This window comes from Spirosoma profusum (genome assembly GCF_014699005.1).
In the GTDB taxonomy this organism is placed as follows: domain Bacteria; phylum Bacteroidota; class Bacteroidia; order Cytophagales; family Spirosomataceae; genus Spirosoma; species Spirosoma profusum.
Genome location: NZ_JACWZY010000001.1, coordinates 130,878 through 155,482, shown reverse-complemented (window position 1 = coordinate 155,482; position 24,605 = coordinate 130,878). Strand labels below are relative to the sequence as shown.

Below are 24,605 nucleotides of genomic sequence, written 5' to 3'. Positions count from 1 at the left end.
CCGTTTGGCAGATTTTTTGCATTATTTATTTGGATTTTAAGTAGCCAGTGCTTATTTTTAAAACTGGATTCTCAATATTTTCCCAAAAAACATAACCACCTGCACACTATCGGAACACAACTCTACGTTACCTAATTGTCTTACTGAAAATGGAAAAAACCCAGGTAAACGACAGTGAGTTGATTTCTCTGTACATACGTGGTAATGAAAAAGCCTTTGCTAAACTAGTGCAACGGCACAAATCGAAGATCTATACCACCATTTATCTGATTGTAAAAGACCAGTATGTGGCGGAAGATTTAATGCAGGACACGTTCATCAAGGCCGTGGATACGCTTAAGTCGGGTAGATATAACGAGGAGGGAAAATTTCTACCATGGATTATCCGAATCGCTCACAACTTGGCCATTGACTATTTCCGAAAAGATAAACGCTACCCTAATGTGGTGTTTGAGGACGGAAGCAGTGTGTTCAACACGCTTGAGTTTGCAGAAGATTCAGTTGAATCACTACAAATTCGCCAGGAAACACACGAGCATTTGCGTGAGTTGATTCAGCGATTGCCCGAACAACAACGTCAAGTGCTTATCATGCGGCACTACGAGGAAATGAGTTTCCAAGAGATTGCCGATGCGACCGGCGTCAGTATTAACACGGCATTAGGACGTATGCGTTATGCGCTGATCAATCTGCGCAAACAACTGAGCAAACGTTCGCCGAGTTATGATAAAAACCTTTACCCAAGATGATGTAATCCGGTATGTCTATGAGGAGACCTCGCCCGAAGAGAATCTTCTCATTGAAGACGCCCTGATGTCGGAGCCGGACCTGATGACGTTCTTTTTGGAAGCGCTCGAATTACGTGCGCTGATGAACAAGATAGAACGGGAACCACGGGTCAGTACGGTTCAGTCCATTCTCAATTATTCCAGGAACCATCCGTCAAATCCACCCACTCGCCAACGTCAACTGTAGGCGAGTGGGTATTGGTGTGCTTTAATCGAACTGGTTAAAGTCTGTTGACCAATTATAACCAGACAGATCTATCTTTACCTGTTTTGGTTATAATTGGCTCACGGTTCTGTTCCCAACCGGAAGCCAGTCGGCTATTCGTTTATTATGCAAAAAAAAGAGCGATTCCGGCGCTTTCTCGAATATTTTACCCAGCATTATCCAGAGCCTAAAACGGAACTGCACTTTGGCAATCCTTACGAATTGCTGGTAGCTGTTATTCTGTCGGCACAATGTACGGATAAACGTATCAATCAGATTTCGCCATCTTTATTTGCCCGTTTTCCAGAACCTGAATCGCTGGCAGCCGCTTCTGTCGACGAGGTGTTTACGTACATACGTAGCGTTTCGTATCCAAACAACAAGGCGAAGCATTTGGTCGGCATGGCCAATGCTTTGATGGAAAAGTTTGGAGGGGAAATTCCGGCAACACTGGAAGAGCTTCAGACTTTACCGGGAGTGGGCCGTAAAACCGCCCACGTCATTCTGTCGGTTGTATACAATGAACCGACAATGGCCGTTGATACACACGTATTTCGTGTTTCGCATCGACTTGGTTTAGCGCCATTAACGGCAACCACTCCCCTAGCTGTTGAGAAAGCCCTTATGGCGCATATCCCGAAACAATACGTTCCGAAAGCACATCACTGGCTCATTTTGCATGGCCGCTACGTATGCCTCGCACGAGCGCCCCGCTGTGGAGTATGCGAGTTGAAGGGGTTTTGCAAATATTATGAGAAGGTTTCTGAACCGGGATTTAGCTGATTGATGGATTTTCAGGATTTTGTTTTTTGATAAAGCGCTTCGAAAACGCGAAAGTAAAATCCTGAAAATCCATCAATCAGCTAAATCTCGCTTCAGATTAGTATTGTTCTGTTCCCGCGAAGAAGAAATTGCTTTCTATCTCAGCGTTTTCGTCCGAGTCAGAACCATGAATAGCATTGGCCTCCACCGATTTGGCATATAATTTCCGGATCGTTCCTTCCTCAGCCTGGGCTGGATTGGTGGCACCAATTAACTTACGGAAATCAGCTACGGCATTTTCTTTTTCCAGAATCATCGGAATAATGGCTCCCGACGACATATAAGCCCGAAGGTCATTATAGAATGGACGTTCCTGGTGAACAGCGTAGAACTGACCAGCACGTTCGTTTGTTAGCAGCGTTTTTTTAATTGCTACAATACGGAATCCTGCTTCTTCAATCAGTTTGATAATTGCTCCCGAATGCCCAGACTCTACGGCATCGGGCTTAATCATGGTGAATGTGCGATTTGTTGCCATTCTAAATAGTTATATCCAAATTTTATTTGGCCGCAAAGGTAAGCAGTTTTGATTTAGGTGTATGCAAAGTCTCAAAAAACACGTATCACAAACACGCTATACAGTGCAGGCTGGCAGGTCCCGCATTCAGAAATAATTAGTACTTTTGCGTTTCGATTACGGCTGTGTCCGTTTACATATGCAAGATATTGAAGCGATTGGCGCGGCTATTCAGCAACCACCCAACGGACCCGCGCAAACCGTACTGATTACGACCCATCAGAATCCCGATGCCGATGCCATGGGCTCATCACTGGGCTTGGCGGGATACCTTCGAAAAAAAGGCCATCGCGTTACCGTTGTTACCCCAACCGATTATCCATCGAATCTGTACTGGATGGCAGGTAATGATGGGGTCATTGCGTTCGAAGAGAAACTACGTGTTCCGGTAAGTCAGTTATTCGACGAAGCGGACATTATTTTTTGCCTTGATTTTTCGAGCCTCGACCGCATTCGAGAACTAGCTCCTATGGTACGTCAGGCGCGGGCGCGTAAAATTCTCATCGACCACCATCTCGAACCCGAATCGTTTGCTGATCTGACTCTTTGGGACCCGGAGGCAGCCGCCACCGCCGAACTAATCTTTCGTCTGATTAATGAGCTGGGCGATAAAGATCTGATTGACGTACCGATTGCAGAATGCCTGTATTCAGGTCTAATGACTGATACGGGCTCATTCCGACATTCGAATACAACGGGCAATGTACACCGGATGGCCGCTGAACTCGTCGATCTTAAGATTGATGTCAGTACAATTCACCGGCGTATTTTCGATAACGTAACGCTCGATAAATTTCGGCTGCTAGGCTACGTATTAAATGAGAAGCTGAAGGTGCTGCCCGAATATAAGTTCGCTTACATTATGTTAACCGATGCTGAATTAAAGCGGTATCGGTCGAAAATGGGCGATACCGAAGGCATGGTCAATTATGCATTAGCGGTTGAAGGAGTCGCCATGGCGGCTATCCTCATCGACCGGATTGATGAAATCCGGCTATCATTTCGTTCTATTGGTGATTTTTCCGTACGCGATTTGGCTAGCAGGCATTTCGAAGGGGGCGGGCATCGGAATGCTGCTGGTGGCCGTTCGAAATTATCACTGGCCGAAACTGAACAGAAACTCTTGGAAGTAATCCCACTTTACCAACAAAAACTCTTGGAAACCGTATAACTGTTCCAGGCTTCGAGTTTTAACACGTTTGCCAACTTGGAAACTGAAACCCAGACCTTGAAACAAAAAATAAACAAACAAGCAATCTCTCATGTCTCTTAAACATTTCGGGAAAGCCGCCCTAATCGTCGCTGTGGTAGCGGCCTGCGGTAAAAACCGCGTACAGGTGACGGACAACGGCCTGAAGTATCAAATTCACGAACAATCAGACGCAGCCCGCAAAGGCAAAGTTGGTGATATATTGACGCTACACCTTACGTTGTTGAACAATAAGGATTCAACATTACGTGATACGCATAAAGAAGGGGCTCCTTTTCAAATGCTGCTTCAGGTTCCACCTTTCAAGGGCTCTTACGAAGAAGGGCTGACCATGCTAGGCAAGGGTGATAGTGCTACGTTCTACGTTAGCGCCGACTCCATCTTCACCAAAGCCATGCAGCCGCTGCCTCCGGGTGTTCAAAAAGGTACTGATATTGGCATTGCTGTGAAAGTACTGAACATACAAACCGAAGAAGAGTACAAGAAAACACAAGCTGCCGATTTCGAAAAACAAAAGGGTATTGATGCCAAAACTATTGAGGCTTACGTTACCAAAAATGGTATGACGGATAAGGCAAAGAAAACACCGTCTGGGGTTTATTACATTGTTAATCAACCCGGTACGGGACCGAACCCTAAGCCGGGAGACGTAGTATCTGTTCACTACGCGGGTCGGTTACTGAACGGAAAAGAATTCGACAACTCACGTACTAATCCGCAGGGAGGTGGTAAGCCTTTTCAGCTTCAATTAGGTGCTGGGATGGTTATTCCGGGCTGGGAAGATGGTATTATGCAACTCCACAAAGGCGAAAAGGCAACGCTTATCATTCCCTCGACCCTGGGTTACGGCCCTCGTGGAAATCAGTCGATTCCAGCAAATTCAGTGCTCTTGTTCGATATCGAAGTAATGGATATTCAGAAAGGACAAGCTCCACAACCAGGTATGCCGCAAGCTCCTCCAAGTCGCTAATTATTTCTTATTTTATCCGAAAGCCGTTTGCAGATCTAGCTGTAAACGGCTTTTTTTGTTCACTATGGAACTTTGCTTTGCCACGAACAACCAACACAAAATAGACGAAGTTGCTGGCCAACTCGGCCAGTTATTTACATTGAAAACGCTACGTGATATTGGCTGCTACGTTGAATTACCTGAAACTACTGGTACTATTCCAGGTAATTCACGCCAGAAAGCCGAATACGTCTGGACTCATTTCGGAATTTCCTGCTTTGCTGACGATTCAGGTCTTGAAGTCGACGCGCTCAATGGCGAACCGGGTGTCGACTCAGCTTTCTATTCCGGCAGCCGGGATTTCAGGAAGAATATTGAGAAACTGCTTACAAACCTAACATACGTAACGAACAGGAAGGCACAATTCCGAACCGTTTTTACCCTGATTCTGCAAGGCGTTGAATACCAATTTGAAGGTATCATTACGGGACAAATTCAATTCGAGCCGCGCGGAGACGGTGGCTTTGGTTATGACCCCATTTTTCAGCCTGATGGATACAAACGTACATTCGCAGAAATGAGTATTACCGAAAAAAATGGCATAAGCCACCGCTCACGTGCATTGGCGAAGATGATAACGTACCTGCAACAACAGATTCATTAAACACATTCTCACTCGCACAACAAATAAAAACGCCCGCTTCTAGTTCAGAAGCGGGCGTTTTTATTTGTTGTGCGAGTGACTAATAGAATTTCGCCCGGCGGTCTTCTACGTTAGACGCATCTTTAATAGCTTCATTAATGTAGAAACCAACCCGCGACGTATTGTTCTGTTGAAGCTGCGTCTTATACACATTATAGTCGGCAATAGCGGGTGCCGGAATCAGAGCTTCTGTTTCCATGATCAAAACACCGCCTTCACCTACAAACGGCTTCGAACGCTTGCCAACTTTCAGCCCAAACGCTTTTCCCAACGCTACTGGATCAACACCGGCGCTACGTAGGAAACCGGTCGCCAGATTAATGTCGTCAGCCGTTTCGACCAATGCACCAGCGCCATATTTCTGCGAGATACTTTCCAGCGAACCCGTAGCGTTTCCAAGCTTGGCGATAATTTGCTGACCTTTCAGTTCGTTACGTACTTTCGTCGTCAACTCGGTGCGGAAATCGTCTACGCTAACTTTGTCTTTCTCCGTTTTTTTAGTCAGTACAGCAATTACGTATTGATCGCCGACAATAAACGGTTCTGATACTTCACCAATATCAGTTCCTTTATCGAAAGCCCAGCGAACAATTTGCCGAACTTCAGAACCGCCCAGCGCATTGATTTGGGCAGCGCTTTCGGGCAAACGATCTGCCGTAGCGACGATCACGGATTTATCTTCTTTCACTTTCGCGTCAAATTGCTCCTTCGTACGAACTTCCGACGCAAACTGGTCGGCTTTCCGTAAGGCCTCATCGCGGGTTGTCTGGCTCGGCGAGATGGTTTTACCGATGGCCGCAATGCGATATAGTACGTTAGTTTTCGGCTGCGTCACTTTGATGATATGATAACCGTATTCGGTTTCAATTAGACGGGGAATCAGACCAGCCGACGTAGCAGCAAATACAGCCGTTTCAAACGGTTTAACCATTTGCCCGTTATTTTTGAAATAACCGAGGTCACCACCCTGCGACCGTGAACCATCTTCGCTATTAGTTTGCGCAAGAGCTTCGAAATTAGCCCCGCCCTGAATCTGTTTCAGTAAAGCCTCAGCCTTGCTACGTGCCTGAACCTTAGCAGAATCAGCCAAGCCTTTTGTCTGAATCAGGATGTGGCTGGCGCGGGCTGTAAAGCTGGTATCCTTTTTCGTACCACCATATTTATAAATAAAATAGGTATTTCCTTCCCGGAAAGGTCCATAAATACCGCCTGGTGCAAACGTAGCAATTGATGCCCGCAGTTGTTCAGGCATTTCTCCCGCTGTTAAATAAAGCGGCACACGAACGTCGCTATTTTGCTGAGCAAAAACCGAATCGTCTTTAGCAGCGCCCAGGCCACGCGCCAGTGATTTGATTTCGTTGTATAACGTAGCACTGTCTTCTTTCGAAGGTGTTACCGAAAACGTTACGTATTGAAGCGAGCGGCTATCAGAACCCGGATATTCATCTTTATGTTTGTCCAGATAGTCCTGAAGTTCCGAATCCGTTACCTTCACCGTGGTGTCGTTGATGGTATGGAAGGGCACAAAGAGGAATTTTACGTTCGCCTTTGCATTCTGCGCCTGATACTCTTTCTGCGCTTCGGCAGTAGTCGTAAAAACTGACAAACGCATCAACCCTTCATATTTTTCACGCAGGCGATCCGAATTCAGATTTTTTTCAAAACTTGCCCAGGCAGCCTGTTGCTGTGGAGGCAGATTCTTCAAGCCCTTGAGGTAGCTGATAATCGAGCTTTTATCGAAAACGCCCGTCTGCGGATTAGTAAAGGCCTGACGCACGGTAGGGCTAATGTTATTTCCCTGTACCATGTCGACCAATTCCTCGGGTGATACTTTCAGGCCAAGTTTATCGAATTCACCTTGATAGGCAATTTCAAATAACAGTTGATTCCAGGCCTGCTCGCGAATTTGAGTCATTTCCTGATCACCCGGCGGGCGACCTGTTTGTTGCTCGTACTGTGCCCGAATTTCATCTACTTTGGCGTTAAACTCCTGATAATCGACGGATTTGCCGTCAATTTCACCAACTTTCTGCTGATCTCCACCGAACAAAAGGCTGCGGCCACCCAGCAAATCACCACCCACAATGAACAGAATTAAACTGACGGCAATAATACCAACGGCTAATCCTGAACGCTCTCTGATCTTATTAATGACAGACATTTCGCTTTTAACAAACAATTTAGCCCGCAAAATAACAATTTTCCCTCCTTGAATACAAGAGTTTTGGAAACTGCGTACCGGCTTTTTTCCTAAAATTGGATAATTAACTGAATGACTTCTGGTCATTTCAGCTCAAAAACGTGCAAACTCCGTACCAATATACTTTAGAGTAAATCGGCAATTTTGCCAAGTGATTCATAGCCTTACCCCAATTAATCAGCAATACGTGCGCAGGGGTAAGTTTGGTCGAACAAAATGGAGTTTTTTGCGGTAAAATGTACAGCAGTACGTAGTAACCAATTTGTGGGTGTAGGACAATCTAGTTTTCCATAGTAGCAATTCAAGCTGAGGCTTTGAGGCATTCAAAAACATAAAAAAAAATTATGGCGTTACGTCCACAGTTTGTTCCCTTAAGGAAATCTGTAGACGTAACGCCACATAACTCCACAAAAAAAGCCGACCTGACAGCCGGCATTTTTGTGAAATCTAATGACCTTTTACTCTTTTTTTCCATCGCGATCCAGCTTATCACCAGCTTTATCGAAGGCATCACCAATGTTTCTACCAGCCTCTTTGAAGCCAGCCTTGATGTCTTTCCAGGCAGCTACTGTAGCGTTTTGGGCTTTATCAATATCATGACCAAGTTCTTTACGTTCGTCTTCGAGTTTGGCAAGCTGCTCTTTTGATTCTGCTTTTGCTTCGGCACCTTCACGCTTCATATCAGCCTTCATATCGGCGATTTTAGCGTCCAGTTTATCCTTTTCTACCTTCATTTTCGCAACGGCTTCATCGCGTTCCCGCTTAAAATCAGCCGATATTTCGTCTGATTTAGCTTCGGCTTTATCGCCTGCTTCTCGTAGGTCTTCTTTCGCTTCAGCAGCGGCATCTTTTGCATCAGCACTGACGGCTTCGCCTGTTTTTTCAAGCGCATCCTCCGTCCGCGACTCATCTTTATTGTCTGACCTACAGGCTTGTGTAAAGGTCAGTGAAGCTACCAGCAGCAACGTACCAGCAACGTATTTGATCCGTTTCATAATTAATTGTGGCTTTTTCATAACCGTTTGTGTGTAGTTTGATTGTTACAAACCCCATTGGCAAATGACATGCCAAAACGGTCGAGGAGGGAACCAGAGAGTAACCGCTAACGTAGCATTACGTCCATTTCTCCACTACGCTTACTTCCATTTAATAGCACACCCAATCGGTTTGGTAAGAGGAGTCTGAGCGGGGCGCCCGGCCAACAAGCTCGTTACCGCTTCATCAACGTAGCGTCGCTGTATGTTTACTGGGTCCTGCGGATTGTCATCAATCGCCCCCACGTATTCGAGAATGAAGCGTCCGTCGCGCTGATTCAGTACGTATACCTGAGGGGTACGAGTCACTCCAAAAGAACGGGCTACCACCTGCGTATCATCCATCGCATAGCTAAACGGATACGCTTTGTCGCGGGCACGCATTTTCATTTGCTCGAACGTATCATCCTCATACGCAGCCGGATCGTTCGGCATAATGGCCAGTACCGGATAGCCTTGTGGCGAAAATTTGCGATCTAACGCCACAATTCGGTCCTCGTAGACTTTGGCAAATGGGCAATGATTGCTGGTAAACACGACAATCAATCCTTTCTGAGCCTTATAATTCGCCAGCGATATAGATCGATCATCGACGCTTTTCAGTTGAAAATCAGCAACTGCGTCGCCAAGATTATACCCTTTGGCTAATTGAGCCCATCCGTTACGTTGGTTCAGCAACAAAATGGATAGAATCATGATTAGCCGGAAAATCCGTGTGTTCATCTTCAGTAACGCGGGTGGAAACCCGCGATTATACATCGAATATTGCGAGTTTCCACCCGCGTTACAGCTTAGATACGTAACACTTCAAAAAGATTAATAGTCACACTTATCAAGTCAGTTAAATGAAAATCACATCCGCTACGTAAAATTTATTGACAAAAATTTGTTTACTAAACAGTGTTCAGTAAGTTTGCAACGTTTATTAATTAGTATCATGGGAATCGTAGAGCGAAAGGAACGGGAGCGGGAAGAAATGCGGAAGCTCATTCTGGAAGGAGCGCAAAAGCTGTTTCTTACGAATGGCTTCGATAAAGTGAGCATTCGCAACATTGCAGACGAAATTGAATATAGCCCGGCTACTATCTATTTGTATTTCAAGGATAAGAACGAACTGTTTTTTTCGCTGCATCAGAAAGCGTTTCTAAAACTGATCGATGAGTTTACACCCATCGCAACGATCCAGGATCCGATGGAAACCCTTATCGAAATGGGGCGGATTTACCTGCGTTTTGCCTTCGAAAACCCCGAATTGTATGACCTGATGTTCATCATGACGGCCCCTATCGATACGTTAGCCTGCCGCGATGATGTCTGGGAGGACGGGCATCGGGCATTCGGACTATTACAACTGGTTGTGCAACGCTGTATCGATGCGGGAGCTATTAAACATCCTAACGCCGAACAAGCAGGTTTAATGATTTGGAGCACCGTTCATGGGCTGGTAGCCTTACACCTTCGAAAGCGAATGAGTATGTTTGAAGAGGATGCCCAAAAACTGCTGGACAATGTATTCGAACTGTTCATTGCGACAATAAAAAGGGGATTATAAATTTTTTAACCATTTACTAAACACTGTTCATTAATTAACAATCGATTATGAAGCTAATTCACAGATACATCCATTATCTGGCGTTACTTCTGCCAATGAGTGCAGTAGCGCAATCGGCACCATCGGGTCAGTCGGCTATTTTGGAGAACTACATCCGGGAGGGGCTATCGAATAATCTGGCGCTACGTCAGGAATCGCTTGAAATCAGCCGCGTAACGGAGTCATTGAATCAGGCGCGGTCATTGTTTTATCCACGCGTGGCGTTTAATCCGACGTATTCGCTGGCAGCCGGGGGACGACGGCTGGAATTTCCGGTAGGTGACATGCTCAATCCGGCTTATAAAGCCTTAAACCAGCTCACCGGCACCGACCGTTTCCCAACCAACATCGAAAACGTAAACCAACTGCTGGCTCCCAATAATTTCCACGATACGAAGCTGAGTGTCCAATACGCGATTTTCAATACGGATATTCAGTACAATTTTCTGATTCAGAAACAATTACTATCAGCACAGGAAGCCCGTCGACGAGTTGTCGAAAACGAGTTGCGGTACAACATCGCCACGGCCTATTACCAATATGTACAATCGCTCGACGCCATCCGCATCTTCGAGAATTCGCGCCATATTTTATCCGAATTGGCTCGATTAAATGAGAAATTAGTCAGCAACAACGTAGCGACAAAAGAAACCGTTACGTCGGCCCGCTACGAAGTCAGTAAAATTGATCAGCAACTGGCCGTGGCTGGGAAAAATCGAGAAACGGCCCGCGCCTATTTTAATTTTCTGCTCAACCGTGACCTCGCGCAACGTATTGATGTAGACTCTTCGCTAACGAAAATCCTCCCAGAGCCGAAAGAAAATCTTACTGATTTACAACAAACGGCACTACGTAGCCGTCAGGAATTAACGCAATTGAACGGCTCAATCAACGCAGCCCAAACAGCTGTAAAACTGAACGAAGCCAACGCCAAAATTCCAAACGTATTTGTAGGGGCAAACACTGGCTTTCAGGGCTTTGGATATACGTTTAAAAATCAGGCATACGTAGTGGCTCAGCTTGGCTTGCAGTGGGATTTGTTTCGGGGCTACGAAAAACGCTCGAAAGTTCAACAAGCTAAGGTTCAGACAGATGCACTCCAGACACGACTCACCGAGGTGCAGCGCCAGATTCAGCTTCAGGTATTGCAGGCGTATTATGACCTCAACGCAGCTACGGAAAGTCTGGGGGCTACGGAAAGCGGTATGCGCAACGCCGAACAAACCTTACGGGTCATCGACAGCAAATACCGTAACGGACAATCCTTACTGATTGAATTTCTACGCTACCAGAACGACCAGCAAACCGCCCAACTGCAACATTCACTTGCCAGAATGGACGTACTGATCAAACGGGCCGCCCTCGACCGAGCCGTAGCTGTGCAATAATGACGTATTGTTTAAGCAACCACCATCTAGGAAAAGAATCTCAGAAAACAAGCAATGTCATGAAATTTCTATCATTCATTCTCCCCATTCTGATCGCCGTCGGCATTTGGGCCTGTGGTAGTAAAGCTGGTGATAATCAACGCCAGCAATCGTCAGAAACACCCGACGAGAACGTAGTACCCATTAAACTAACGGCTGTCAGTACGGTGGTACGTGCCGAGCCGGTGGTGGCTTCGGGTTTGGTATCGTCGGCCAAGGAAGCCCGACTGTCGTTTAAAATCGGCGGTATTATTAACCAGATGTTTGTCGAAGAAGGGCAAACGGTACGTAAAGGTCAATTGCTTGCAACGCTCGATTTAACTGAAATCAACGCCCAGGTCAGTCAGGCGCAGCTTGCCCACGAAAAAGCCGAACGCGATTTAGGCCGTGTGAAAAGTCTCTACGCCGATACCGCTGCAACTCTTGAACAACTTCAAAATGCCACAACGGGTCAGAACGTAGCGAAACAGAATCTGACTATTGCTCAATTCAACCGAAACTATGCTCAAATCCGCGCAACCGTCGACGGAACCGTTACGCGCAAGCTGACCAACGCGGGCGAGTTCGCTTCGGCAGGCGCATCGGTTTACCTGATTTCGTCGAACCGTCAAAGCGACTGGGTCGTTCGGGTTGGCGTATCCGACAAAGATTGGGCACGCCTTCGGTTGGGCAATCGTGCTACCATTATGTTGGATGCCTACCCCGGTCATACGTTTACGGGCACCGTGAGTGAATTAGCTCAGGCCGCCGATCCAGTCAATAAGCTTTATGAAGTAGAGATACGTATCAATCCTGGCTCCGTAAAATTCGCTCCGGGTCTGTTTGCCAAAGTGACTCTGGTTCCGGCTCAAAACCGCTCGTATACCTTGGTCCCGGTCGAATCCATCATTGAAGGTAATGGTAAAGAAGGCTTTGTCTACGTACTGGCCGACGACCGCAAACACGTTCGTAAAACTCCCGTTCAGATTGGTTTTCTGGAAAACGATAAAGTTCTAATTACTAACGGCTTAACTGGCATAAAAGACGTAGTAACCGCAGGTTCGGCTTTTCTGACCGAAGAATCTAGTGTTGTTGTAAAATAATCACGTAAACACGGAGAGCACAGAATACAGCCACAGCGAAATACGGAAATCGCACTGATCTCTGTAAAATCTCAGCGACCTCTGTGTTTAGAGAAACTATGAACTTATCCTCATTCTCTGTCAAAAACTGGCAGTTCATGCTGGTACTATTTCTGGGCGTAGCAGCTCTGGGTTTCAACTCATTGCTGAATATGCCACGGGGCGAAGACCCCGAATTTACGGCACCTGAATTTGCCGTAGCCGTCGTCTATCCCGGCACCGATGCCCTCGATATGGAGGAGTTGGTTGTTGACCCCGCCGAGAAACGGTTCAACGAACTCGATAACATTAAACACGTAGTAACCAGCGTCGACGATGGTCTGGCCGTGTTTCGGGTAACGTATGAATACAGCGAAGACCCCGATGAAAAATATCAGGAAATCGTTCGGGAGGTCGGCGCGCTACGTAGTGAACTGCCCGCCGATATTTTCAAAATAGACATTCTCAAATTTTCGCCTTCTGACGTAAACATCGTCCAAGTAGCGCTACAGTCTGAAGTGGCTTCGGATAAGGAGTTGGGCAACTACGCCGACGATCTAAAAAAACGACTGGAGAAGATTACCAGCCTGAAAAATGTGAAAGATTGGGGCTATCCAGCCAACGTAGTACGGGTGGCGCTCAACATCGATAAAATGGCGCAGGAAGGCATCCCTACCAACCGGGTCATTGGCGCATTACAGGCCGAAAACGCAACCATCCCGGGCGGAAGCATTCAGGTTGGCAGTCGGAAGTTCAACGTAAAAACCGCCGGTGATTACCAGTCGTTGGACGACATTCGGAACACAATCGTATCAACCAACGGGCAGAAAATCATTCACCTGCGCGACATTGCCGATGTCGATTACAACCTCGAAGACGTAACACACATTACCCGACTTGATGGCCATCGGGCGGTGCTGGTAACAGCCAGTCAGAAGTTGGGCGAAAACATTGATAAAGTTGGCAAACAACTCAATCCAGTCATCGACGAGTTTGCTAAAACGCTGCCTCCTCACATCAAACTTGTCAAGAATTTCGACCAGGCCGCCAGCGTTGGTAAACGGCTTTCGCACTTCGCTATCGACTTTGCTATCGCCATTTTGCTGGTATCGCTCACCTTGTTGCCGCTTGGTTTCCGAGCTGCTGTCGTGGTTATGATTTCCATTCCGCTCTCACTGGCGATTGGCCTGTCGCTACTGAACGTATTTGGCTTCAGTATCAATCAGTTAAGTATCGTCGGGCTTATCGTGGCACTGGGAATTCTGGTTGATGACAGTATTGTGGTAGTCGAAAACATCGAGCGGTATATTCGTGAGGGCTTCCCGAAAAAAGAAGCGGCTATCCGGGCCACCAGTCAGATCACGCTGGCTGTAATCGGATGCACCACTACGTTGATTCTGGCGTTTCTGCCACTTATGTTTTTGCCCGAAGCATCCGGCGATTTTATCCGTTCGCTGCCAATGGCTGTCGTTACAACGGTACTGGCGTCGCTACTCGTGTCGCTTACGATTGTGCCGTTTTTATCAAGCCGAATCCTCAAACAGGAGCACAATTCTGAAGGGAATATCTTTATGCGGGCGCTGAAAAAAGGCATCAGCGGTTCATACAGCCGCCTGTTGAACGTAGCACTCGACCGGCCGGTTATTACGTTGCTGGTAGCACTGGCTATTTTTGGGGGAGCTTTGTCAATGGCAGGCAAAGTAGGTTTTGGGTTATTTCCGGCTTCTGAGAAACCGCAATTTCTGATTAATATCGAAACGCCCGATGGTAGCAGCCTCACCGAAACCAACCGCGTAGCCCGCTACGTTGAGAGCCAGCTCAAACGCGAACCATCGGTTAAGCACTTCACTACTAATGTTGGAAAAGGCAACCCGCGCATCTATTATAACATTGCCCAACGTAACGAATCGGCTAATTTCTCGCAGTTTTTTGTGCAGTTGAACGACGTTGAACCTGCCGAAAAACGAGCGATTATTGATAAATATCGCGAACGTTTTGCTCTGTATCCAAACGCTAAAATTGAGGTAAAGGATTTCGAGCAGGGGCCACAGCAGGAAGCGCCTGTAGCCATCCGGGTATTTGGCGAAAATCTGGATTCGCTACGTAGCGTAGCAGCCCGCGTTGAAACGGTGCTGAAGCAAACACCGGGTACGATTTATGTTAATAACCCACTCGCAAACCGCAAAACAGACTTACGTATCAAAGTCAACAAGGAGAAAGCGGGGTTGTTAGGACTCTCGATTGCCGACATAAACCGCACCATCCGACTGGCGGTAGCTGGCCTGAATGTTGGTACGTTCAAAACGCCTAATGATGATGACGATTATATCATCAACGTTACGTTGCCCAAAGGTCGGACGACAGACCAATCAGTACTTAATAATCTGTACGTCAACACCGTAACAGGCGGAGCTGTACCCTTAAAACAGGTAGCCGATTTAGAATTTGAGACCGGCACCAGTCAGATTCGCCACTACGACAAAGATCGGTTTGCCACGGTAACCGCCTTCGTTAAAACTGGTCATCTGGTCGATAATGTCTACACCGACGTACTGAACAAGTTGAATACCATGAAATTTCCAACGGGATTTCACTACGTTGCTGCGGGTGAACTGGAAAGCCGTGAGCAATCATTCAGCGGATTAGGCACCATTATTCTCATTACCATTTTTGGTTTCATGGCCGTTCTGATTCTGGAATTCGGCACAATTAAAAGCACGCTGATCGTGCTTTCAGTTATTCCGTTGGGCATCATTGGTGCCATTATCGCGCTGTTGCTGACCGGTAATCCATTTTCCTTTGTAGCTGTAATCGGACTAATTGCGCTGATTGGTATCGAAGTAAAAAACTCCATTTTGCTGGTCGATTTTACCAACCAACTACGGGCGCAGGGCGTGCCTTTGGTCGAAGCCATCAAAGAAGCGGGCGAAGTCCGTTTTGTACCAATTGTACTGACCTCACTGACAGCTATCGGTGGGCTAATGCCATTAGCGCTTGAAGGCAATCCACTGTACTCACCGCTGGCTTGGGTACTCATCGGTGGACTGATTTCCAGTACGTTACTATCTCGTATTGTTACACCCGTGCTCTATAAATTGCTTCCACCTAAAGTAGAAATGCAATCCGTTCCAACCGAAGAGTTGGAATTAGCATAATAACATCCCTGTAACTGGTTTTGCGACTAACTCGCCAAACCAACTAAAGAATAACAACGTAATGTGACTAATGGCTTATTCAACGCATTGCTGACGCTTAGGACTTCGACAGGCTCAGCCTGACAGGTCACTTAAAGTGTTGACTCAAGCTTACTTGTCAGGCTGAGCCTGTCGAAGCCCTAAGCGTCAGCAATACACTGTAAAACAATCGGTTAAATCCCTAACTAAGTCCTTATGCACGTTATCGTACCAGCACCTTCGTCGTTCTCCGTTGACCGTTCATGCGAATCTCTAGTAAATAAAGCCCTGGCAATAACGGTTGGTCAGGCACCCAATCGGCTTCGCCCGACTGATGTTCCAAATGACCATTTACAAGTTGGCCGACGGGTGTTAACAAATAAATTTCTGCATCATCGGCATTCCATAGTCGAATGTGAATACGGTCTGCATTAGCTGGATTCGGGAAAACTGATATAACGGGTTCGTTGGTTTGGGTAATAGCCGATACCGTTTTAAAAACGTGGACCGTGCCATCAAGGTCGATTTGTTTGAGTCGATAGTAATTGGCACCGGGTTCAGGGTTAAAGTCGGTTAAGCCATAGTATTGCCGCTGATCGGTCGTGCCTTCGGCAGGAACTTCACCAACCAGTACATACTCTTTCAGGTCCCTGCTACGTTCGACGACAAAATGATTGGCGTTACGTTCCGACGTAGTGGACCACGCCAGTTGAACACGGTCGCCTTCAGGCTTGGCGCTGAATGCCAGCAACGTAACGGGAAGCACGCCACTAATGTCGCGCATGAGGATGTTGCCAATCTGCATAACGCCCACACCGTCGTTCAACCTGAATTTGAAATTACTGATGGTCTGGCCGGGCGATAAAACGGCTTGATCTTCAGCAAACTTCATTCCGCCAATCCAGAGATCATACGTATCATTTGGCAGGCTTTCCATCAAACCGGTTGGCGATACGTACGTGAGCGTTGCGCCTGAATTATTCATAGCAAACGTAAGGGTCTGGCGGCCAGAGAAAGAACCGCTCGTCGTACCTCCTCCCCCACTCGGTACGGTACGTACCTGAAATTGACCCGAACCTGCCGATGATAACGCAATGGCAAATCGGGCGTAGGTTTCGGCATTACTCGGATTAGATGGACCGGTAGGAAATCCACTCCCTACGTAAAAAATGGCAGCATTTGTACCTGTTACCGATACGTCGTTTGAGATAGCTTCAAAACTAAACTGAACGTGCAGGGAAGTCGGTGGCCCCGAAAAATCAGACGTGCGCGTTATATATCCCGTTCCACTGTTGGTAGGTCTCGAAAACTGAACGGCATTATTTATAATCGTAGCACTCAAGCCCGCTATTCCATTGACCTGGCCGTTGTTAGGCGTCGCACTTACGTACGAAGCCGGTGAACCACCCGCCGAAAAATTCTGGTCGAAGTAGACGGTTTGTCCCGAAGTTTTTGAGATGAATCCTAGCAGGAGTAATGCACCAACAGTATAAACGTTCCTCATAAAATCGTGTCGTAAGGGTAGTGAACCCTTACGACAGAAATATGGGCAGAAAGTAACTCAATAGATAAAAGTACCTACTTCGCTCTGAATAGTAACTTGCTTACCCGTATGCGCTTCGACCCGACCAATTATCTGAGCATCAATGCCAAAGGAGTGCGCTACGTCGATAACCTGCTGCGCTACGTCTTCAGGCAAATAAATTTCCAGCCGATGACCCATATTGAACACTTTGTACATTTCCTGCCAGTCGGTGTTGCTTTCTTTTTGGATAAGTCGAAACAGAGGTGGTATCGGAAGCGGGCTATCTTTTATAATATGCAGATTATCAACAAAATGCAACACTTTCGTCTGCGCCCCGCCCGAGCAATGTACCATGCCATGAATGTGCGTGCGAAGTTCATTAAGCAGCACTTTCGCTACGGGTGCGTAGGTTCGCGTTGGCGAAAGGATGAGCTGGCCAACATTAGTACCGTCAGGCTCTGGGACAGACAAGATAATGTCGGTCAGTTTTTTAGACCCACTGTAAATCAACGCACTATCAACCGACGGATCAAAACTTTCTGGATACGTATCGGCCAGATAATTCGCCAGTACGTCGTGGCGGGCCGATGTTAGGCCGTTGCTGCCCATACCACCATTGTAAGCCGTTTCGTACGAAGCCTGCCCATACGAAGCCAGCCCCACAATGACGTCGCCCGGTTGGATGCGGTCGTTACTGATCACTTCACTACGTCGCATCCGGGCAATAACGGTACTATCAACAATAATCGTCCTGACCAAATCACCCACGTCGGCGGTTTCGCCACCTGTACTGTAAATGTCGATGCCGTGATCACGTAGCATCTGCAGCACTTCTTCCGTGCCGTTGATAATTTCGGCAATCACTTCGCCCGGAATCAGGTTTTTGTTACGTCCGATGGTCGATGAGAGCAGCATTGGCCCGGTGGCTCCCACACAAATCAGATCGTCGGTATTCATCACGACCGCATCCTGTGCAATGCCGCGCCAGACGCTCAAATCGCCCGTTTCGCGCCAATAGAGGTACGCCAGTGATGATTTTGTTCCGGCACCATCGGCGTGCATGATGGTACAGAAATCCGGGTCGCCTGCTAACGTATCGGGCACAATTTTGCAGAATGCTTTCGGGAAAAGCCCTTTGTCGAGTTGGGCAATGGCGTTGTGAACGTCTTCTTTACTGGCGGAAACCCCGCGCTGCGCATAGCGATCAGTCATGGGGCAAAGGTACACAAAGCTCTGCCTATTTTATCAGGAACTCTACTGTATAACCCATTGGCAACTTGGGCACGAGCACCCAATTCATACTGTATTCCAGCTTTTTACAGGCACCAGCTTCACGAACCTTGACTGTATAAATATATTTTTTTGCCATGTCATCCCGTTCAACAGTTCTGGTGAAAGCTACATCGCATCCACCAGCCGCATAATTACCAAGTAAGGAGTATTTTGAGAAATTAACTGGTTCGAGTTGGTAATTCAGGCAGGAAAAATTCCGGTCAAAACGGGTTGAATCATAATAATTTTTATAGTCGAAATAAGCCCGAAAACTACTGTCGTTATCAATAACTATATTATTTCGTCCAGCCTTGAGATTGACAGAAAAAAGCGCAGGTTCATAACAATTCCATTTATCAGCCGCATTGGTTAATTGAGGGTAACTGGCACTAATTATTCCCCTGTTATGGTCATCTGGATCAAGTAAACCAATACAGCTTTCTAGTATGGCTAAGAAACTCATCCATAGCCAAAAAGTACCTATAAGCACTCCATCTGGTTTCATATCTTGCACAAGGTGAACTATTTATGAAACTTCGATACAAAAAACCTATTGCGCATAAACAATTCCTGCTTCGGCCCGGACGGCGTCGAGCAACTCCATCAGGTTCAGGCTGTCATCGAGCGACCAGAGCGGGCTTTCGGTACGTCCTTCGGCAAGGCATTGTGCTACATGCTGAATTTCGTAATCATAACCGAACGTAGTACGGTCGAACGACGTAGTAACAGGCTCTTCACCTTCGCGATGCAACGTAACGCTTTTGCTTTCGTGGAATCGGTTATGAATTCGAATCTGCCCCGATTCGCCCTGAATCAAACCAACACAATCAGTAGCAGCCAGCAACGTACTGTCGAGCAAAGCCAATTGGCCGTTTGGGTACGTTAACACCATACCGCACTGCTCATCAACGCCGGTGCTCCCGAAATTAGCGGATGCTTTGATCGTAGCCGGTTTACCCAGAATTAGATAAGACAGAAAAAGTGGATAAATACCAATATCGAGCAATGAGCCACCGCCCAATTCTTTATTAAAAAGCCGCTTTTCAGGTAAAAACGGGGCCTTAAAACCAAAATCAGCCTTCACTGATACAAGCTTGCCGATACTTCCCGACTCAACCAATTCTTTAGCGTGCAAAATGCTCGGCATGAACCGACTCCAGAGCGCTTCCATCAGAAAAACGGACTTAGATCGCGCCGTTTCGACCATTTCCCGAACCTGCTGGCTGTTCATGGCAAAGGGTTTTTCGCCCAGTACGTTTACGCCACCATTGAGTAGCATCAATACGTGTTCATGGTGCTTGACGTGGGGCGTTGCTACGTATACTACGTCCAGATCCGGAAGGGTCAGCAGGTCTTCATACGTACCGAAAGCGTTCGGTGCACCGTATTGTTGCGCAAATTCGTCGGCACGTTGCTTATCTGACGAAGCCACTGCATAAAGTTGGTTATCAGGCAGAGTTAATAAATCCTGCACAAATTTATGGGCGATACGTCCCGGCCCCAGTACTCCCCAACGAGTCATAAGAAAACAGTGTGATTAAGGATGCACAGAATAATTTGCGGCTTTAAACTGCGGTCAAATGTATCGTTTTTTCTAAGTTGCGGGTTCACTACTCAGCATTTCATGAAAAATATCCGCTTCTTACTGCTATTTTTTGGCCTGTTTGAGGCCCGATACGTAGCGGTTGCCCAGATTGTTGAACAACCCGATCCGCTACGTCCTTCCAAGTCCGACAGTACGAAGACTAGTGCCGATTCGAGTAGCATTAGTTCGGCCGATAAAGGCGAAGATGAAGACGATATGGCTGATTCGACCAAAGTTGACTATCGCTACAAGTTTACAGCCGATGGTACTGTTACGTCGGGAAACGTCAGCCGCACCTTGTTACAACTCACGGGGGCAGTTGATTTTCAATTAAGTCATTATTTCAAACTATCGACCAGCCCTTCTTTTGTGTATGGCAAACAAAACGAACTTCTGGCCGAACGCGAATGGTTTGGCGATCTGCGAACTACGTTCCGCCACGAAAAACGGTTGTACTATCTGGCTTTCGGATCATACGAACGTAGTAACCTCCGTCAGATCGCGCGCCGATTGACTGCGGCCGCTGGTATCGGATACAAGCTCTTGAATCGGCAACGAGCCTATATCTCGCTCACGAATGTTATTCTCCATGAAAACACCGATTTTTTTGAACTGAACGACATTTATATTTTTCGTAATTCAGTACGTCTCTTCGGCGAATACAAGTTCGACAAAGACCGCTGGACGATTACCCATACCGCTTTCTACCAGCCCGCTCTCGGTACGTATAATGTCCGCTGGAACGCCAGTCTGAGTGTTCAGGTGAAACTAACGGAGGTCATTAGCCTACGCTCGACAGTGGCTAATGCTTACGAAAGTCTGGTTGTGCCGGGTCGTCAGAACGATGATTTTCGATTTACGGTGGGCTTGGTTTATGAGAAGAAATGAAAGCTGTTGGAAGAACCGAATTTACCGTTAAATAATGTTTAGGCTAGTGACAAAAATTGGTTATATATTTTGTTAAAATCTTCCTTGCACATTTTGTTTTGATTCGTATATTTGAAACCGTTGAAAACTGTAAATAAGCCATAATTGACTCAATCTGAGTTATTTATGACCATTTTTTATAGTTTATCAACACCCGTGTCCAGCCACAGTTCTATACCAGTTGTTCACCTCACATTAGCCTCAGTCCCGCTCCTGCCGGAGTCGGTTCTGTGTGACGTATTACCATGAAAGTATCGCCCGCGCAACCGTTTCAAATTGTCTACTCGCTACTCGACCATGAGTTTCTGGGTTATTTAATCGAAGCGTTTGTTATTCAGCTAAATGCGCGGGGAGAACTGACCTTGCAAAACCAGACGCTGTCGACGCAGAACGTCGGCGAATTTGCCCAGGAACTCGACGAAAGAGACTTTGAACTGGTCAAGCTTATCGACAGCATTCAGCAGGATACCATCGTCAAGAAATTCAATACGCGCAAACTACCTGCCGTCGATTTTTTCCTGAAAATTTATGACCCGCAGAAAGGCGACAAGCTGTTGCAGGAAGCTATTTGTGGTTACCTGGAAACTATAAAAGCACAGATCATGGCGCTCCTGCCCGATAAGCCTTTCTACATCATGGGCAACGACGGCAACCCGGCCTGGGAACGTATCAAATGGATGCCCGAACCCGCACGGGTACATTTTCACTTTGTCCGAAATCCGGACTCAACGCATTATTTCCCTATTATCCGGTACCCGATACGTTCGGCTGATGGGCGCGACGTAGTGGAGACCGAACGAGTTGATTTTCAGTTTAAAGACGCGTTGATGATTTGTGATGAACCGGCCTACATGATGGTCGGCAATAAACTCTATCACTTCAGCAAGAATGTAGACGGAAAAAAACTACGTCCATTTTTCGCTAAAAATCACATCGTGATTCCCCGAAACATCGAGCAGCAATATTACGAACGCTTTGTTACTCAGCTCGTTGCCTCCTACGATGTGTTTCCGAAAGGATTTGAAATTCGCTCGGAAGTGCTGCCGCCCGTACCTGTATTGACTATTTCGGAAATGGTTCAATCGAGCCGGGCTGTATCGGCACCGTTGTTTCAGAATGGGTCGACTAGCGTTGGAACGATTGATGATGACGATGAAGCCGGGCAACGTATCGTTTTCGACCTGTCGTTTCAGTACGGCGATTTCAACTTCCGCTTCGATAATTTCGGTCCATCGTCCAACGTCAGTCTGGAGAAGAAAAACGACGAATACATCTTCCACAAAATCCGTCGGGACCAGCGACTGGAAAAGCAAAAGCTTGGTTTTCTGCGCGATACGGGCCTGGAAATGAATCATGGTCGGCTGGCGCTTTCCAAAGCTGAAGCATTTACCTGGCTCTCCGAGCGGGGGCAGCAACTTGAAGAATCGGGCTTTCTGGTCCGGCAGGCGATTCAGGATGGCAAGCGGTATTTCTTAGGTTATTCGAGCATCAGCGTATCAATTCAGGAGGGGCGCGACTGGTTCGATATTTACGCCAACGTTCGCTTCGGCGAGTTCGAGATTCCGTTTCTGAAGCTGCGCAATCTGATTCTGAACAAAAAGCGTGAATTCAAACTGCCCAACGGCGAAATTGCGGTCATCCCCGAAGCCTGGTTTACGCGTTATTCCGAACTTTTCGGGTTTCTGGAACGCCTGGACGATGATATCGACGAACGGCTGATGCTGCAAAAGCACCATATCGCACTCGTACAGGAACTTGAACGTAACAACCTCGCTACCACAACCATTAGTCGCAAACTGGAGCGGCTCCGCGATTTCGACACCATTGAATCCTTCCAAGTACCGGTTCACTTCAACGGTACGTTACGTCCCTATCAGAAAGCAGGTTACGACTGGATGAACTTTCTCCGTCAGTATAATTTCGGAGGCTGTCTGGCCGACGATATGGGTTTGGGCAAAACCGTGATGACGCTGGCGATGCTGCAAGGCCAGAAAGAAGCTGGTGCTACGTCCCCGAGTTTGCTGGTTATGCCGACGTCGCTGCTTTACAACTGGGAACTCGAAGCCCGAAAGTTCACACCCGACCTGCGTGTGATGGTGTACACCGGTACCTATCGCGACAAAAACACGGCCCAGTTTGACAATTACGACTTGATTCTGACGTCATACGGAATCGTACGTATCGATATTGATTTGCTGAGTGATTATCGGTTCAACTACGTCATTCTCGACGAATCACAGGCGATTAAAAATCCATCGTCGCACATCACCAAAGCGGTGGTGCAATTAAACACAGCGCACCGGCTCATTCTGACAGGTACTCCACTGGAAAACAGTACTATGGATCTGTGGTCACAACTCTCGTTTATCAATCCGGGTTTGCTGGGAACACAATCGTTTTTCAGAAATGAGTACCAGATTCCTATCGAAAAGCGGCACGACGACGCCAAAACGTCCCGACTTTACAGTCTGATTAAGCCGTTCATGCTCCGACGTAACAAATCGCAGGTGGCCACCGATTTGCCCGAAAAAGTAGAAAGTGTTCTTTATTGCGAGATGACGCCCGATCAGGAAAAGCAGTACGAAGAAGCCAAATCGTATTACCGCAACCTGATTCTGGAACACATCGAGGAAGAAGGGATGGCCAAATCGCAGATGGTGGTGTTGCAGGGCCTTACCAAACTCCGGCAAATTGCCAACCACCCGCGCATGGTCGATGCCGACTACGAAGGCGACTCGGGAAAATTGGACGACGTACTGATGCGGCTGGAAAGTGCCATGAGAGATCACCACAAAGTACTCGTTTTCAGTCAGTTTATTAAGCACCTGAACGTAGTACAGCAATACCTGAAAGAGCAGAAAATTAGATACGCCTACCTCGACGGGGCCACCACCGACCGCCAGAGTCAGGTAGCGCTTTTCCAGACCGACGATTCAGTAAAACTGTTTCTGATTTCGCTTAAAGCTGGGGGACTTGGTCACAATCTCACTGCCGCCGACTACGTATTCATTCTCGACCCGTGGTGGAATCCGGCCATCGAAGCGCAGGCTGTTGACAGGGCGCACCGTATCGGTCAGCAGAAGACGGTCTTTACGTACAAATTCATCGCCAAAAATACGGTAGAAGAGAAAATCCTATCGCTTCAGCGGGCCAAACAGCAACTCGCCGGTAGCCTCATTACTACGGAAGAAAACTTCATGAAGTCGCTCACGAAGGAAGACATCATGGCGCTTCTGGAGTAAATTATCCAAAGAATTCGCTACGTTCCGGGACATTATGGGTTGGCGTTAGTTATATAGCCGACACTATTCTGTACACTAAACCAACGTAGTTATGAATGTAAAAAGCGCATTTGGCATGATTTTAACACTCGTCGGCCTGATCGGGCTAATTTACGGCGGCATCGACTTCACCAAAGGCGGAGTGGGGCAGGCTTCTTTCGTTTACGTCATTCTGGGAGCCATCTTTTTCTTCACAGGCGTCAGCCTGATACGTAGCACGAAAGCGTAATAGTTGCCTGTAGCCTGGGCGTCCACGTCCGGGTGAGATAGATTTATTTTCACCCGGACGTGGACGC

The 24,605-nt window shown here is 47.2% G+C and carries 21 protein-coding genes; 13 read left to right on the top strand and 8 right to left on the bottom strand.

Annotated features, from left to right (window positions below):
* Positions 1-149 precede the first annotated feature (149 nt).
* The 3 genes from IC229_RS00520 to nth all read left to right on the top strand — a co-directional run bounded on the left by IC229_RS00520 (position 150) and on the right by nth (position 1,776).
* Positions 150-749: an RNA polymerase sigma factor gene (locus IC229_RS00520; RefSeq protein ID WP_190884966.1), complete on the top strand. Its 600-nt coding sequence runs from the start codon at positions 150-152 to the stop codon at positions 747-749.
* A complete protein-coding gene (locus IC229_RS00515; protein ID WP_190884965.1) occupies positions 724-975 on the top strand; it encodes a hypothetical protein in 252 nt (83 codons plus the stop codon). Before IC229_RS00520 ends, IC229_RS00515 begins: the two co-directional genes overlap by 26 nt.
* A gap of 144 nt (positions 976-1,119) precedes the next feature.
* Positions 1,120-1,776: an endonuclease III gene (gene nth, locus IC229_RS00510; protein ID WP_190884964.1), complete on the top strand. Its 657-nt coding sequence runs from the start codon at positions 1,120-1,122 to the stop codon at positions 1,774-1,776.
* A 97-nt stretch (positions 1,777-1,873) separates the two neighbouring features.
* Here the strand turns inward: nth and IC229_RS00505 are convergent, their stop codons facing one another.
* Positions 1,874-2,293, bottom strand: a complete 420-nt coding sequence (locus IC229_RS00505; protein WP_190884963.1) for a nucleoside-diphosphate kinase — start codon at positions 2,291-2,293, stop codon at positions 1,874-1,876.
* A gap of 178 nt (positions 2,294-2,471) precedes the next feature.
* On the opposite strand from IC229_RS00505, the gene IC229_RS00500 reads away from it, so the two are divergent.
* The 3 genes from IC229_RS00500 to rdgB all read left to right on the top strand — a co-directional run bounded on the left by IC229_RS00500 (position 2,472) and on the right by rdgB (position 5,155).
* Positions 2,472-3,503: a DHH family phosphoesterase gene (locus tag IC229_RS00500; RefSeq protein ID WP_190884962.1), complete on the top strand. Its 1,032-nt coding sequence runs from the start codon at positions 2,472-2,474 to the stop codon at positions 3,501-3,503.
* A gap of 91 nt (positions 3,504-3,594) precedes the next feature.
* Positions 3,595-4,512 carry an FKBP-type peptidyl-prolyl cis-trans isomerase gene (locus IC229_RS00495; protein WP_190884961.1) on the top strand — a complete coding sequence of 306 codons (918 nt, stop codon included), beginning with the start codon at positions 3,595-3,597 and terminating at the stop codon, positions 4,510-4,512.
* Between the two features lie 64 nt (positions 4,513-4,576).
* Positions 4,577-5,155 carry an RdgB/HAM1 family non-canonical purine NTP pyrophosphatase gene (gene rdgB, locus IC229_RS00490; protein ID WP_190884960.1) on the top strand — a complete coding sequence of 193 codons (579 nt, stop codon included), beginning with the start codon at positions 4,577-4,579 and terminating at the stop codon, positions 5,153-5,155.
* A gap of 79 nt (positions 5,156-5,234) precedes the next feature.
* On the opposite strand, the gene IC229_RS00485 is transcribed toward rdgB, so the two are convergent.
* From IC229_RS00485 to IC229_RS00475, 3 genes are all read right to left on the bottom strand, one after another.
* Complete coding sequence (locus tag IC229_RS00485; protein WP_190884959.1) at positions 5,235-7,355, bottom strand: peptidylprolyl isomerase; 2,121 nt, start codon at positions 7,353-7,355, stop codon at positions 5,235-5,237.
* A gap of 497 nt (positions 7,356-7,852) precedes the next feature.
* On the bottom strand, positions 7,853-8,410 hold the full coding sequence (locus IC229_RS00480) for a sll1863 family stress response protein (protein ID WP_190884958.1): 558 nt from the start codon (positions 8,408-8,410) through the stop codon (positions 7,853-7,855).
* A gap of 120 nt (positions 8,411-8,530) precedes the next feature.
* Positions 8,531-9,151, bottom strand: coding sequence for a thioredoxin family protein (locus tag IC229_RS00475; protein ID WP_190884957.1), 621 nt, complete (start codon positions 9,149-9,151; stop codon positions 8,531-8,533).
* 214 nt (positions 9,152-9,365) lie between these two features.
* On the opposite strand from IC229_RS00475, the gene IC229_RS00470 reads away from it, so the two are divergent.
* The 4 genes from IC229_RS00470 (at position 9,366) to IC229_RS00455 (ending at position 15,701) form a co-directional block, all read left to right on the top strand.
* Positions 9,366-9,980: a TetR/AcrR family transcriptional regulator gene (locus IC229_RS00470; protein ID WP_190884956.1), complete on the top strand. Its 615-nt coding sequence runs from the start codon at positions 9,366-9,368 to the stop codon at positions 9,978-9,980.
* A gap of 47 nt (positions 9,981-10,027) precedes the next feature.
* Positions 10,028-11,407: a TolC family protein gene (locus tag IC229_RS00465; RefSeq protein WP_190884955.1), complete on the top strand. Its 1,380-nt coding sequence runs from the start codon at positions 10,028-10,030 to the stop codon at positions 11,405-11,407.
* A gap of 59 nt (positions 11,408-11,466) precedes the next feature.
* Positions 11,467-12,528 carry an efflux RND transporter periplasmic adaptor subunit gene (locus IC229_RS00460; protein ID WP_190884954.1) on the top strand — a complete coding sequence of 354 codons (1,062 nt, stop codon included), beginning with the start codon at positions 11,467-11,469 and terminating at the stop codon, positions 12,526-12,528.
* Between the two features lie 98 nt (positions 12,529-12,626).
* Entirely contained in the window at positions 12,627-15,701 is a 3,075-nt protein-coding gene (locus tag IC229_RS00455) for an efflux RND transporter permease subunit (RefSeq protein WP_190884953.1), read from the top strand.
* A 241-nt stretch (positions 15,702-15,942) separates the two neighbouring features.
* Here IC229_RS00455 and IC229_RS35195 read toward each other — a convergent pair whose 3' ends face one another.
* Genes IC229_RS35195 through IC229_RS00435 form a run of 4 tightly spaced genes read right to left on the bottom strand, consistent with a single transcriptional unit; the run spans position 15,943 to position 20,038 of the window.
* Positions 15,943-17,223 carry a T9SS type A sorting domain-containing protein gene (locus tag IC229_RS35195; protein ID WP_223833788.1) on the bottom strand — a complete coding sequence of 427 codons (1,281 nt, stop codon included), beginning with the start codon at positions 17,221-17,223 and terminating at the stop codon, positions 15,943-15,945.
* 57 nt (positions 17,224-17,280) lie between these two features.
* The gene (locus IC229_RS00445; RefSeq protein WP_190884952.1) at positions 17,281-18,456 is read right to left on the bottom strand and encodes an AIR synthase-related protein; all 1,176 of its coding nucleotides are present in this window, start codon (positions 18,454-18,456) and stop codon (positions 17,281-17,283) included.
* Between the two features lie 25 nt (positions 18,457-18,481).
* The gene (locus tag IC229_RS00440) at positions 18,482-19,021 is read right to left on the bottom strand and encodes a hypothetical protein (protein ID WP_190884951.1); all 540 of its coding nucleotides are present in this window, start codon (positions 19,019-19,021) and stop codon (positions 18,482-18,484) included.
* A 45-nt stretch (positions 19,022-19,066) separates the two neighbouring features.
* Complete coding sequence (locus tag IC229_RS00435) at positions 19,067-20,038, bottom strand: Gfo/Idh/MocA family protein (protein ID WP_190884950.1); 972 nt, start codon at positions 20,036-20,038, stop codon at positions 19,067-19,069.
* 102 nt (positions 20,039-20,140) lie between these two features.
* Here IC229_RS00435 and IC229_RS00430 point away from each other — a divergent pair, with 102 nt between their 5' ends.
* From IC229_RS00430 to IC229_RS00420, 3 genes are all read left to right on the top strand, one after another.
* A complete protein-coding gene (locus IC229_RS00430) occupies positions 20,141-20,989 on the top strand; it encodes a DUF481 domain-containing protein (RefSeq protein WP_190884949.1) in 849 nt (282 codons plus the stop codon).
* A gap of 284 nt (positions 20,990-21,273) precedes the next feature.
* Positions 21,274-24,270: a DEAD/DEAH box helicase gene (locus IC229_RS00425; protein ID WP_190884948.1), complete on the top strand. Its 2,997-nt coding sequence runs from the start codon at positions 21,274-21,276 to the stop codon at positions 24,268-24,270.
* Positions 24,271-24,361: 91 nt separating this feature from the next.
* Entirely contained in the window at positions 24,362-24,538 is a 177-nt protein-coding gene (locus tag IC229_RS00420; RefSeq protein ID WP_190884947.1) for a hypothetical protein, read from the top strand.
* The last annotated feature ends 67 nt before the right edge of the window (positions 24,539-24,605 follow it).

What these genes read in the sequence shown, in the direction of transcription:
- IC229_RS00520 (WP_190884966.1), top strand. Translation starts at nt 150, where the DNA reads ATGGAAAAAACCCAGGTAAACGACAGTGAGTTGATTTCTCTGTACATA.
- IC229_RS00515 (WP_190884965.1), top strand. Translation starts at nt 724, where the DNA reads ATGATAAAAACCTTTACCCAAGATGATGTAATCCGGTATGTCTATGAG.
- nth (WP_190884964.1), top strand. Translation starts at nt 1,120, where the DNA reads ATGCAAAAAAAAGAGCGATTCCGGCGCTTTCTCGAATATTTTACCCAG.
- IC229_RS00505 (WP_190884963.1), bottom strand. Translation starts at nt 2,293, where the DNA reads ATGGCAACAAATCGCACATTCACCATGATTAAGCCCGATGCCGTAGAG.
- IC229_RS00500 (WP_190884962.1), top strand. Translation starts at nt 2,472, where the DNA reads ATGCAAGATATTGAAGCGATTGGCGCGGCTATTCAGCAACCACCCAAC.
- IC229_RS00495 (WP_190884961.1), top strand. Translation starts at nt 3,595, where the DNA reads ATGTCTCTTAAACATTTCGGGAAAGCCGCCCTAATCGTCGCTGTGGTA.
- rdgB (WP_190884960.1), top strand. Translation starts at nt 4,577, where the DNA reads ATGGAACTTTGCTTTGCCACGAACAACCAACACAAAATAGACGAAGTT.
- IC229_RS00485 (WP_190884959.1), bottom strand. Translation starts at nt 7,355, where the DNA reads ATGTCTGTCATTAATAAGATCAGAGAGCGTTCAGGATTAGCCGTTGGT.
- IC229_RS00480 (WP_190884958.1), bottom strand. Translation starts at nt 8,410, where the DNA reads ATGAAAAAGCCACAATTAATTATGAAACGGATCAAATACGTTGCTGGT.
- IC229_RS00475 (WP_190884957.1), bottom strand. Translation starts at nt 9,151, where the DNA reads ATGAACACACGGATTTTCCGGCTAATCATGATTCTATCCATTTTGTTG.
- IC229_RS00470 (WP_190884956.1), top strand. Translation starts at nt 9,366, where the DNA reads ATGGGAATCGTAGAGCGAAAGGAACGGGAGCGGGAAGAAATGCGGAAG.
- IC229_RS00465 (WP_190884955.1), top strand. Translation starts at nt 10,028, where the DNA reads ATGAAGCTAATTCACAGATACATCCATTATCTGGCGTTACTTCTGCCA.
- IC229_RS00460 (WP_190884954.1), top strand. Translation starts at nt 11,467, where the DNA reads ATGAAATTTCTATCATTCATTCTCCCCATTCTGATCGCCGTCGGCATT.
- IC229_RS00455 (WP_190884953.1), top strand. Translation starts at nt 12,627, where the DNA reads ATGAACTTATCCTCATTCTCTGTCAAAAACTGGCAGTTCATGCTGGTA.
- IC229_RS35195 (WP_223833788.1), bottom strand. Translation starts at nt 17,223, where the DNA reads ATGAGGAACGTTTATACTGTTGGTGCATTACTCCTGCTAGGATTCATC.
- IC229_RS00445 (WP_190884952.1), bottom strand. Translation starts at nt 18,456, where the DNA reads ATGACTGATCGCTATGCGCAGCGCGGGGTTTCCGCCAGTAAAGAAGAC.
- IC229_RS00440 (WP_190884951.1), bottom strand. Translation starts at nt 19,021, where the DNA reads ATGAAACCAGATGGAGTGCTTATAGGTACTTTTTGGCTATGGATGAGT.
- IC229_RS00435 (WP_190884950.1), bottom strand. Translation starts at nt 20,038, where the DNA reads ATGACTCGTTGGGGAGTACTGGGGCCGGGACGTATCGCCCATAAATTT.
- IC229_RS00430 (WP_190884949.1), top strand. Translation starts at nt 20,141, where the DNA reads ATGAAAAATATCCGCTTCTTACTGCTATTTTTTGGCCTGTTTGAGGCC.
- IC229_RS00425 (WP_190884948.1), top strand. Translation starts at nt 21,274, where the DNA reads ATGAAAGTATCGCCCGCGCAACCGTTTCAAATTGTCTACTCGCTACTC.
- IC229_RS00420 (WP_190884947.1), top strand. Translation starts at nt 24,362, where the DNA reads ATGAATGTAAAAAGCGCATTTGGCATGATTTTAACACTCGTCGGCCTG.